We start from the raw sequence: 10,955 nt of genomic DNA, 5'->3' as shown, positions 1-10,955 counted from the left end.
ACGCTTCTTTAAGGTAAGGAGGTGATCCAACCGCAGGTTCCCCTACGGTTACCTTGTTACGACTTCACCCCAGTCATGAATCACAAAGTGGTAAGCGCCCTCCCGAAGGTTAAGCTACCTACTTCTTTTGCAACCCACTCCCATGGTGTGACGGGCGGTGTGTACAAGGCCCGGGAACGTATTCACCGTGGCATTCTGATCCACGATTACTAGCGATTCCGACTTCATGGAGTCGAGTTGCAGACTCCAATCCGGACTACGACGCACTTTATGAGGTCCGCTTGCTCTCGCGAGGTCGCTTCTCTTTGTATGCGCCATTGTAGCACGTGTGTAGCCCTGGTCGTAAGGGCCATGATGACTTGACGTCATCCCCACCTTCCTCCAGTTTATCACTGGCAGTCTCCTTTGAGTTCCCGGCCGGACCGCTGGCAACAAAGGATAAGGGTTGCGCTCGTTGCGGGACTTAACCCAACATTTCACAACACGAGCTGACGACAGCCATGCAGCACCTGTCTCACGGTTCCCGAAGGCACATTCTCATCTCTGAAAAGTTCCGTGGATGTCAAGACCAGGTAAGGTTCTTCGCGTTGCATCGAATTAAACCACATGCTCCACCGCTTGTGCGGGCCCCCGTCAATTCATTTGAGTTTTAACCTTGCGGCCGTACTCCCCAGGCGGTCGACTTAACGCGTTAGCTCCGGAAGCCACGCCTCAAGGGCACAACCTCCAAGTCGACATCGTTTACGGCGTGGACTACCAGGGTATCTAATCCTGTTTGCTCCCCACGCTTTCGCACCTGAGCGTCAGTCTTCGTCCAGGGGGCCGCCTTCGCCACCGGTATTCCTCCAGATCTCTACGCATTTCACCGCTACACCTGGAATTCTACCCCCCTCTACGAGACTCAAGCCTGCCAGTATCAGATGCAGTTCCCAGGTTGAGCCCGGGGATTTCACATCTGACTTAACAGACCGCCTGCGTGCGCTTTACGCCCAGTAATTCCGATTAACGCTTGCACCCTCCGTATTACCGCGGCTGCTGGCACGGAGTTAGCCGGTGCTTCTTCTGCGGGTAACGTCAATGAGCAAAGGTATTAACTTTACTCCCTTCCTCCCCGCTGAAAGTACTTTACAACCCGAAGGCCTTCTTCATACACGCGGCATGGCTGCATCAGGCTTGCGCCCATTGTGCAATATTCCCCACTGCTGCCTCCCGTAGGAGTCTGGACCGTGTCTCAGTTCCAGTGTGGCTGGTCATCCTCTCAGACCAGCTAGGGATCGTCGCCTAGGTGAGCCGTTACCCCACCTACTAGCTAATCCCATCTGGGCACATCCGATGGCAAGAGGCCCGAAGGTCCCCCTCTTTGGTCTTGCGACGTTATGCGGTATTAGCTACCGTTTCCAATAGTTATCCCCCTCCATCGGGCAGTTTCCCAGACATTACTCACCCGTCCGCCACTCGTCAGCGAATCAGCAAGCTGATCCCTGTTACCGTTCGACTTGCATGTGTTAGGCCTGCCGCCAGCGTTCAATCTGAGCCATGATCAAACTCTTCAATTTAAAAGTTTGATGCTCAAAGAATTAAACTTCGTAATGAATTACGTGTTCACTCTTGAGACTTGGTATTCATTTATCGTCCGAGGACGTTAAGAATCCGTATCTTCGAGTGCCCACACAGATTGTCTGATAAATTGTTAAAGAGCAGTGCCGCTTCGCTTTTTCTCAGCGGCGCGGGGTGTGCATAATACGCTTTCCCGCTACAGAGTCAAGCATTTTTTTGCTTTTCTCTGCCGGAATTCTCAGGAGAATCCCGCTGACCCGGCGGCTTGTCTGCCGTTGTTCCGTGTCAGTGGTGGCGCATTATAGGGAGTTATTCTGAGCTGACAAGAGGAAATTTAAAATAATTTTCCGAATGCGCGTTTTTTCATCAAAACACCTGTTGGTGTGCCATAAAACAAGCAATTTGCCGTTTTTGCAACCGCAATCACACTTCCAGGTGGCATACTAAGGAGGAAAAAAAGAATAAGGAAGATGAGTATGCCATTAAGCGCACAACAGTTAGCTGCACAGAAAAACCTTTCGTATGTCCTGGCTGAGAAGCTGGCGCAACGGATCTTAAAAGGTGAATACGCACCTGGCACCATTCTGCCTGGTGAAATTGAGCTGGGTGAGCAATTTGGAGTGAGCCGTACTGCGGTACGCGAAGCGGTCAAGACGCTAACGGCAAAAGGAATGGTTTTGCCACGACCACGAATTGGTACGCGTGTCATGCCACAATCCAACTGGAATTTTCTTGATCAAGAGTTGCTCACCTGGTGGATGACTGAAGAGAACTTTCATCAAGTTATTGATCATTTTCTGGTTATGCGTATCTGTCTGGAGCCGCAAGCCTGCTTATTGGCAGCAACGGTAGGCACCGCAGAACAGAAGGCGCATCTCAATACATTAATGGCCGAAATGGTGGCGTTAAAAGAGCATTTCCGCCGGGAGCGTTGGATTGAGGTCGATATGGCCTGGCATGAACATATTTATGAAATGAGCGCCAATCCATTTTTGACATCTTTCGCTTCTCTATTTCATTCGGTTTATCACACTTACTTTACGTCAATAACCAGCGACACCGTGATAAAGCTGGATCTACACCAGGCTATTGTCGATGCAATAATCCAAAGCGATGGCGACGCTGCATTTAAAGCTTGTCAGGCGCTGCTACGCTCCCCTGATAAGTAACATAACAAACGGGGCGCTGAATACAGTATGGCGGGTTTGCCGTGCATTGCGGCAAGGGTCATCTTTATACAGACACTAAATCTCACCATCCTGAATACCACCTTATCCGCAACTACTGCCATCATCAGTCATACGCTGACGGTGGCAATGCTTATTCAGGGGAATTATTACTGTTGCTTCAGTAGCAGTGTTCATGCTTCTGAAAGCAACTGATGGTAATAATTTGATTAAAAGAAAGCGCAAATCTAAGCCGAGCCGCGCTCCATCAGAATCGGCGTAAGTTGTAGTCGTTGTTGCTGTAGATTTGGCTGTGCCATCCGGTGGATGAGTACATCAATCGCCAGCTCCCCCAGTTCATCTTTTGGTTGATGAATTGTAGTAAGCGGTGGCGTCATAAAGCTTGCCAGTTCAATATCGTCATAGCCAATCACCGCGATATCCTGCGGGACATATAACCCAGCCTGATATAGCGCCTGATAAACGCCGACTGCCATAGCGTCATTTCCAGTAAACACTGCCTGTGGGCGTAGCGGATGCGATAACAACTGCTGCATCGCGTCAAACCCGCCGTTAAATTCAAAATCGCCAGTGACTTCATAACCATCAGGAACGTCAAGGCCAGCACGCTTCATTGCCGCCCGATAACCTTCCAGCCGCAAACGTGCAGGCGTTTTATCCAACGGGCCGGTAATACAGGCAATTCGGGTATAACCTTTGTCGATTAGATATTGCGTCGCTAAATCACCGCCCAGCAACGAGTTATCCTGAATAAGATCGCTGTCGCCATCGAACGGCGCCCAGTCCATCATCACTGTAGGGATTGTTGGATAACGTTGCATTATTTCACGCGAAGGCTGGTGTGTTTCAGTACAGAGTAATAGCAAACCATCGACACGCTTTTGCATCAGCGTTTCCAGATTGCGATTCATTCGCTGCTCATCGCCTTCGGTATTACACAGAACAAGACTATAACCGCGCTCGAAACAACTACGTTCAACGCCACGCACCAGTTCAGAATAGAAAGGATTGGTACTGGCAGTGATCAACATGCCAATGGTATGTGTTTGATTGAGCTTGAGGCTACGCGCCAGGGCTGATGGCGCGTAATTGAGTTCTTTAATCGCCGCTTCAACTTTGGCGGTAATCGCTTCACTGACGAAGCGATCTTTATTGATAACGTGAGAAACTGTTGAGGTAGAAACGCCCGCCAGGCGGGCAACATCTTTCATTGTGGCCAAGCGTCACCTCTGCCTGTCTAAAAATGCTTCGATCTCTTCACGCCACGGTACTGACGGTTGTGCGCCTTTGCGCGTTACGGCAATCGCAGCGGCAGCATGGGCAAAACGAATCGCCTCAGGCAATGGTTTTTCTTCCAGCAACGCCGTGATTAACGCGCCGTTAAAAGTATCTCCGGCAGCAATGGTATCGACAGCCTGAACCCGGAATCCAGGAACGCGCTGACCTTCACCATTCACGCTAGCCCACACGCCACGACTCCCTAAGGTAATCAGCACGGTACGGATACCTTTCTCATGCAGTACCTGCGCAGCTTTCGCCGCATCTTCATCATTTGCAACACGAATACCGGTGAGCTTTTCTGCTTCCGTTTCGTTTGGCGTAATAATGTCCACCAGCGCCAGCAGTTCGTCAGGAAGTTCGCGAGCCGGAGCCGGGTTAAGCGCAACGATAGTCTTATTTTGATGGGCGATTTTCGCCGCTGCCATCACACTTTCGAGTGGTGATTCCAACTGCATTAATAATGCTGACGCGTTGGCAATACGCTCACGTTGCGCTTCCACCAGCGCCGGGGAAAGGGCAGCGTTAGCGCCGGCATGAATACCAATGACATTCTCACCTTCGCCATTAACAAAAATCAGCGCCACGCCTGTTGATTCGCCGTTGATCACGCTGACCGGAGAAATATCGATGTTATCAGTGGCGAGCTGCTGGCGAACACTCTCACCAATACTGTCATCCCCCGTGCAGGCAATAAACGCGATATTCGCACCGCTACGCCCAGCAGCCACCGCCTGATTCGCGCCTTTACCGCCGAATGCGACTTGATAGTGGTTACCGGTTACGGTTTCGCCTGGAGTAGGAAAAGATTGAAGATTAAGAATGTGGTCAGCATTAATGCTGCCAAGAACAACGAGGCTGCCTGCGTTTTGCATATTCGGGATGTCCATAAAATGCGCCACCGTGTTAGGGTGGCGCGTGCCCTGCTTTTCTTTATATTACACGTTCATCTGTCGATGACGTATTTATGTCACCATCAGGTCATACAACCTGATTAAAACTACTGCTTAACAACCAGTTTCAGATCAACCGGATACTTAGCCTGAACTTTCTCGCCTTTCAGCACTTTATCGGCGGTTTCGACGCCTTTAGCGCCAATCTGATCGGGTAGCTGAGCGATAGTCGCTGCTAGTTTGCCATCATTCACCGCTTTTTCGCCATCCGGTGTACCGTCAAATCCGACGACCATCACATCCGATTTACCGGCAGTTTGCAGTGCGCGCAGCGCGCCCAGCGCCATTTCATCATTCTGCGCGAACACAGCCTGCACATCCGGGTGAGCGGTCAGCAGGTTCTGCATGACGTTCAAACCTTTGGTGCGATCGAAGTCTGCCGGCTGGCTGGCGAGAACGTTAAACTTGTGAGCTGCAACGGCCTGCTGGAAACCTTCACCACGTTCACGAGCAGCGGATGTACCGGCAATGCCTTGCAGTTCGATAACTTTTGCACCTTCGCCAGCTTTCTTCGCGATGTAATCACCCGCAATTTTGCCTCCCAGTACGTTATCTGAAGCAATGTGGCTCACCACTTCACCTTTCGTTGCCTGGCGGTCAAGAGTGATAACCGGAATGTTCGCCTGGTTAGCCATCTTCACGGCATTACCTACTGCGTCGGAGTCCGTCGGGTTAATCAGCAGAATTTTGGTGCCGCGAACGGTTAAGTCCTGCACGTTCGCCAGCTCTTTCGCCGGGTTGTTCTGGGAGTCCAGCACCACCAGGTTATAACCGAGTTTATCCGCCTCTTTCTGCGCACCATCTTTCAGCGAAACAAAGAACGGGTTATTGAGCGTGGAAACCACCAGCGCAATGGTGTCTTTTGCCATCGCATTCGCACTGACGGTGGCGCTTAACGCAACAGCAGAAACCAGGGTAGCCAGTTTTTTCATGTTCATATTCAAGATGTCCTGTAGTCGTTATTACTGCTTTTTGTTGTCTACCAGCACCGCCAGCAAAATCACCACCGCTTTGACGATCATCTGGTAATAGGAGGAAACACCTAACAAATTCAACCCATTATTAAGGAAGCCAAGAATTAATGCGCCGATCAACGTCCCAACAATGCGACCTTTTCCGCCCGCCAGGCTCGTACCGCCCAGAACCACCGCAGCAATAGCATCCAGCTCATAGCCAGTACCCGCCGTGGGTTGTGCGGATGAGAGGCGCGCCACTTCAATGATCCCGGCCAGCGATGCCAGCAGACCACAAAGAGAATAGACGATGATTTTGATTTTATTGACGTTGATACCAGAAAGGCGCGTTGCCGCTTCGTTACCACCCAGCGCGTAGATGTAACGTCCCAGACGCGTGTGATGCAGCATGTACCAGGCCGCGAGGAAGACAATCCCCATGATCCAGACAGGCGTCGGAACACCCAGCGGACGACCAATACCAAACCAGCCGAACAGATCTGCGTTCTCAGTAAATCCGGTATTCACCGGGCTACCGTTGGTGTAAACCATGGTCACGCCGCGCAGTAAAAGCATCATAACCAGCGTAGCGATGAACGCCTGGACGCGACCTTTCGCCACAATTACCCCGGTTACCGCACCAATTGCGGCACCTAAGGCGAGAGCGGCTGCGACAGCCACCAGCGCATTGACTTCAATGCCGACGATAGATGCAGCAACTGCGCCGGTCAGCGCCAACAGAGAACCGACGGAAAGGTCGATGCCCGACGTCAGGATAACCAGCGTCATCCCAACCGCCATAATGGCGTTCACCGAGGTTTGCTGGAGAATATTGAATAAATTATTGATGGTGAAAAAGTTCGGGCTTAACGTCGAGACAATCGCGATCAGCACCAGCAGAGCGATAAGCGATTTCTGCTCCATCAGCCACGCTTTCGTGAAATAACGGCGACCAGAGACAGTCTGGGTTGTCATTTTTTTACTCCTGATTCACGCGATTAAGCTTGCCCACAGCGGCAGCCATTAACACTTCCTGGGTGGCCTGCTCACGAGTAAATTCCCCGCTGAGATGCCCTTCATGCATGACGATGATGCGATCACTCATGCCTAATACTTCTGGCATCTCCGATGACACCAGAATGATGCTCAAGCCATCGGCTTTGAACTGGTTAATCAGTTGATAGATCTCTTTTTTCGCGCCGACATCTACGCCACGGGTAGGCTCATCAAGGATCAACACTTTAGGGCGAGTCATCAGGCCACGAGCAATCGCCACTTTTTGCTGATTGCCACCGGAGAGCAAACCAATTGCCTGTTCCATCGACGGCGTCTTCACGTTGAACAGACGGATAAAATCACTGACCGCCTGCTGCTCATCCGCATGTTTCAGGCTACCACCAGTGCGACTGAAGTAGCGTAGCGCGGTCAGTGACATGTTCTCTTTTACTGACATCCCCAGCACTAAACCGTCGCGTTTACGGTCTTCAGAGATATACACAATGCCATTCGCCAGGCCATCCTGCGGCGAGCGGGTAACGACCTCATGCCCATCCAGGGTGACGTAACCGCTGGTGCGCGGCAGGGCGCCGTAGAGCACTTTCATCAGTTCGGTACGGCCTGCGCCCATCAAACCAGAGACGCCAAGAATTTCGCCTTTGCGTAAAGTAAAAGAGACATCGTTAACGCCGGGTCCGCAGAGATTATCGACTTTCAGTAAGACGTCCCCCGGCGCTTTGTCCAGGTGTGGATACTGATCTTCCAGCTTACGCCCCACCATCATCTCAATCAGTGAATCTTCAGTCAGTGATGCTACTTCGCGCTCGGCAATAAATTGCCCGTCACGAAAAACCGTAACGTCATCACAAATCTCGAAGATTTCTTTCATGCGGTGGGAAATATAGACAATGCCGCGCCCCTGCGATTTCAGTTCGCGGATAACGCGGAACAGGGATTCAGTTTCGGTATCGGTCAGCGCATCGGTCGGTTCATCCATAATGATGACTTTTGACTCAAAGCTCAGCACTTTGGCAATTTCCACCATCTGCTGGTCGCCAATAGAAAGATCGCCCACCAGCTTGTCGCTTTTAAAGCGCAGGTTAAGTTTGGCTAATAGTTTATCCGCTTCGGCATACATGGTTTTCCAGTCAATTTTGCCAAAGCGATTAACAAACTCACGACCGAGGAAAATGTTTTCTGCGATGGTCAACTGCGGGATCAGGTTCAGTTCCTGGTGGATAATCCCAATCCCGGCTTCCTGGGAGGATTTCGGCCCGGTAAAAGTAGTCTCTTTACCCAACCATAAAAGCGTACCGGCATCACGGGTATAGATACCGGTCAGCACTTTCATCATGGTGGATTTACCCGCGCCGTTTTCACCCACCAGTGCCATCACTCGACCGGGATAGACATTTAACGCGGCTCCCGAGAGAGCTTTTACGCCCGGGAACGCTTTATCGATGCCTTTAAGCTGTAGTAATGCTTCCATGGCGGCCTCAGAACGTCACGCCAGCACAGAGAATGATATTCGCATACGGAGAACATTCTCCGCTGCGAATTACCGCCTGACTTTCTGCGGTTTGTTGTTTGAATTTTTCATGCGTGGTGTAACGAATTTCAATGGTGTTTCCCTGGTGTTGTTGCAGCTGCTCAAGGTGAGTGAGCAACGTTTCGTGGAGTTGCGGATTATGTTGTTTGATCTCTTCCGCGATAATGGCTGCCTCGACCTGCATTTCACTTGTGACGACGCCCAGCACCTGCATAAAAGAAGGTACACCCTGGGTTAATGCCATATCGATACGCGTTGTCGTTTTAGGGATGGGTAAACCAGCATCACACACCACCAGCGTATCGGTATGCCCCAGGCGGGAGATCACCGACGAAATATCAGAATTAAGAACGGCGCCTTTTTTCATTTTTTTCTCCATCAGCGAAACGTTTCGCTGACCCGCAGTTTAATCCCGACTGATTAAGGAAAACCATCACGACGTTACGGAAATGTGATCAACATCGAAACGTTTTACATCGTGAGTAACCATGAAAACAAAAACGCCCCCTTATGGAGAAAGGAGGCGTCTGGAGTTAGATTTCGACCTGAGTACCCAGTTCGATAACCCTGTTTGGTGGAATTTCAAACTGATCTGGCGCGCGCAGCGCATTACGTTGCAACAGCAAGTATAGCTTGCCACGCAGACGCAAGTACCACGGGCGTTTGCCGAGGATTAACGACTCATGCGACATAAAGAAAGAGGTTTCCATCATCCGGCAACTTAACCCTTCCAGACCGCAACGGTGGAAAACTTCTTCCACGTTTGGCGTTTCTCGCCAACCATAACTTGCCACCACGCGCCAGAAAGTGGGCGACAATTGTTCAATCTGTACCCGACGGACGTTATGGACATATGGAGCGTCTTCAGTACGCAGAGTTAACAGAATAACCCGCTCATGCAACACCTTGTTATGTTTAAGGTTATGCATCAACGCAAAGGGAATGACATTAATTGCACGCGACATATACACAGCGGTTCCGGGAACGCGAACAGGCGGTGATTTCTCCAGTGAAGCAATCATCGCTTCCAGAGAGTTACCATGTTCGTGCATCCGACGCAGTAGGCGGAAACGCTCGCTCTTCCAGGTCGTCATCACGATAAACATCACCGTGCCGAGGCTCAGAGGCAACCAGCCACCGGAAAGCAGTTTATCGAGGTTAGCGGTAAACAGAGGGATATCGACACACAAGAAAGCAATCAGGATCAGCGCAACAAAATACTTATTCCAGTGCCAGTTCTGACGCGCCACGGTAGTTGAAAGAATAGACGTCAGCACCATCGTTCCGGTCACCGCAATCCCATACGCCGCCGCCAGGTTGCTGGAGTGCTCAAAGCTGACAATGACAATCACGACTGCGACATAAAGCATCCAGTTCACAAACGGAATGTAGATTTGCCCTGACTCCATTTCAGAGGTGTGAATAATGCGCATCGGCGACAAGTATCCCAGACGTACTGCCTGACGCGTCAATGAGAAGACACCAGAGATAACCGCCTGCGAGGCAATCACCGTTGCCAGTGCTGCAATTATCAGTAGCGGGATCAGTGCCCAGTCCGGAGCCAACAGGAAGAACGGGTTCTTAATCGCTTCCGGGTGTTTTAACAGCAGCGCCCCCTGCCCAAAGTAGTTAAGGGTCAAAGACGGCAATACGACGGTGAACCACGCCAGGCGAATAGGGAACTTACCAAAGTGCCCCATATCGGCATACAGCGCCTCGACACCGGTAATCGACAGTACCACCGCGCCTAACGCAATAAAGGAAACGGTTTTATATTCAAGGAAGAAATGCACCGCCCACATCGGATTCAGCGCATGTAACACTTCCGGGTTGGCAATAATGCTACGTAACCCCAGCCCCGCCAGAATCAAAAACCAGGTCAGCATAATCGGCGCAAACAGCTTACCGACCATAGCAGTGCCATGTTTTTGAATCATAAACAGTAAAGTGAGAACGATGATTGAGAGGGGAACTATCCAGGTGTCCAGCTGCGGAGCGACGATTTCCAGACCTTCTATAGCGGACATCACCGAAATGGCAGGCGTTATGACAACTTCACCATAGAAGAAACTGCCGCCGATTAGCCCCATAATCACCAGCATTGATGTCGTTCGTGCCGACGTATTGCGCCCGGCAAGCGACATCAACGTCAGGATCCCCCCTTCACCGGCGTTATCTGCACGCATGACGAAGGTGAGATATTTTATGGAAACCACAAAGATTAGCAGCCAGAAGATCAGCGATAAAAAACCAAACACGGCATCGCGTTCAACGCCAAAACCAAACTGGCCGGACAAACATTCACGAAGTGTATATAACGGGCTGGTACCAATATCGCCGTAGACAACTCCAATCGCCGCGAGGGTTATCGCGGGCAACGATTGCTTATTATCAGTGCTCATAGACTAGTCTTTCGTTGAAATATGAAATGTGTGCGTAGTCCCTTGGCCCACAAAAAAGCGCACAGTATGCACGATTAACG

At 50.9% G+C, this 10,955-nt stretch carries 8 protein-coding genes, 1 rRNA gene and 2 pseudogenes; 3 read left to right on the top strand and 8 right to left on the bottom strand.

Features of this window, described 5'->3' with window-relative positions; translation table 11 throughout:
• Window positions 1-14 precede the first annotated feature (14 nt).
• Window positions 15-1,556 (bottom strand): 16S ribosomal RNA (locus tag WC5_RS14805).
• Between the two features lie 477 nt (window positions 1,557-2,033).
• Between WC5_RS14805 and WC5_RS14810 the strand changes: the two genes are divergently transcribed.
• From WC5_RS14810 to WC5_RS25860, 3 genes and pseudogenes are all read left to right on the top strand, one after another.
• Window positions 2,034-2,726: a FadR/GntR family transcriptional regulator gene (locus WC5_RS14810; protein ID WP_001131157.1), complete on the top strand. Its 693-nt coding sequence runs from the start codon at window positions 2,034-2,036 to the stop codon at window positions 2,724-2,726.
• 27 nt (window positions 2,727-2,753) lie between these two features.
• Window positions 2,754-2,882: pseudogene (locus WC5_RS25865) on the top strand (hypothetical protein); the annotation flags it as partial.
• 4 nt (window positions 2,883-2,886) lie between these two features.
• Window positions 2,887-3,006, top strand: a pseudogene (locus WC5_RS25860) (hypothetical protein); the annotation flags it as partial.
• On the opposite strand, the gene rbsR reads toward WC5_RS25860, so the two are convergent.
• The 7 genes from rbsR to kup form a co-directional block, all read right to left on the bottom strand.
• Window positions 2,972-3,964, bottom strand: coding sequence for a ribose operon transcriptional repressor RbsR (rbsR, locus tag WC5_RS14815; protein WP_000224459.1), 993 nt, complete (start codon window positions 3,962-3,964; stop codon window positions 2,972-2,974). The pseudogene WC5_RS25860 and the gene rbsR overlap by 35 nt on opposite strands.
• Before the next feature lie 3 nt (window positions 3,965-3,967).
• Window positions 3,968-4,897 (bottom strand): ribokinase, encoded by a 930-nt coding sequence (gene rbsK / locus WC5_RS14820; protein ID WP_016231527.1) that lies wholly within the window; start codon window positions 4,895-4,897, stop codon window positions 3,968-3,970.
• A 125-nt stretch (window positions 4,898-5,022) separates the two neighbouring features.
• On the bottom strand, window positions 5,023-5,913 hold the full coding sequence (gene rbsB / locus WC5_RS14825; protein WP_001056273.1) for a ribose ABC transporter substrate-binding protein RbsB: 891 nt from the start codon (window positions 5,911-5,913) through the stop codon (window positions 5,023-5,025).
• A 24-nt stretch (window positions 5,914-5,937) separates the two neighbouring features.
• Window positions 5,938-6,903, bottom strand: coding sequence for a ribose ABC transporter permease (gene rbsC / locus WC5_RS14830; RefSeq protein ID WP_000211858.1), 966 nt, complete (start codon window positions 6,901-6,903; stop codon window positions 5,938-5,940).
• 4 nt (window positions 6,904-6,907) lie between these two features.
• Window positions 6,908-8,413, bottom strand: a complete 1,506-nt coding sequence (gene rbsA / locus WC5_RS14835; RefSeq protein ID WP_000387777.1) for a ribose ABC transporter ATP-binding protein RbsA — start codon at window positions 8,411-8,413, stop codon at window positions 6,908-6,910.
• 7 nt (window positions 8,414-8,420) lie between these two features.
• Window positions 8,421-8,840, bottom strand: a complete 420-nt coding sequence (gene rbsD, locus WC5_RS14840) for a D-ribose pyranase (protein ID WP_010350993.1) — start codon at window positions 8,838-8,840, stop codon at window positions 8,421-8,423.
• 166 nt (window positions 8,841-9,006) lie between these two features.
• A complete protein-coding gene (kup, locus tag WC5_RS14845) occupies window positions 9,007-10,875 on the bottom strand; it encodes a low affinity potassium transporter Kup (protein WP_000102310.1) in 1,869 nt (622 codons plus the stop codon).
• Window positions 10,876-10,955: the final 80 nt, after the last annotated feature.

The sequence above is a fragment of the Escherichia sp. KTE114 genome (assembly GCF_000407765.1).
In the GTDB taxonomy this organism is placed as follows: Bacteria; Pseudomonadota; Gammaproteobacteria; order Enterobacterales; family Enterobacteriaceae; genus Escherichia; species Escherichia ruysiae.
This window is presented reverse-complemented; position numbering and strand designations above follow the sequence as displayed.

Excerpts from the sequence above, each read along its gene's own strand:
- rbsK (WP_016231527.1), bottom strand. The coding sequence starts at position 4,897 with ATGCAAAACGCAGGCAGCCTCGTTGTTCTTGGCAGCATTAATGCTGAC.
- rbsD (WP_010350993.1), bottom strand. The coding sequence starts at position 8,840 with ATGAAAAAAGGCGCCGTTCTTAATTCTGATATTTCGTCGGTGATCTCC.
- rbsA (WP_000387777.1), bottom strand. The coding sequence starts at position 8,413 with ATGGAAGCATTACTACAGCTTAAAGGCATCGATAAAGCGTTCCCGGGC.
- rbsB (WP_001056273.1), bottom strand. The coding sequence starts at position 5,913 with ATGAACATGAAAAAACTGGCTACCCTGGTTTCTGCTGTTGCGTTAAGC.
- kup (WP_000102310.1), bottom strand. The coding sequence starts at position 10,875 with ATGAGCACTGATAATAAGCAATCGTTGCCCGCGATAACCCTCGCGGCG.
- WC5_RS14810 (WP_001131157.1), top strand. The coding sequence starts at position 2,034 with ATGCCATTAAGCGCACAACAGTTAGCTGCACAGAAAAACCTTTCGTAT.
- rbsC (WP_000211858.1), bottom strand. The coding sequence starts at position 6,903 with ATGACAACCCAGACTGTCTCTGGTCGCCGTTATTTCACGAAAGCGTGG.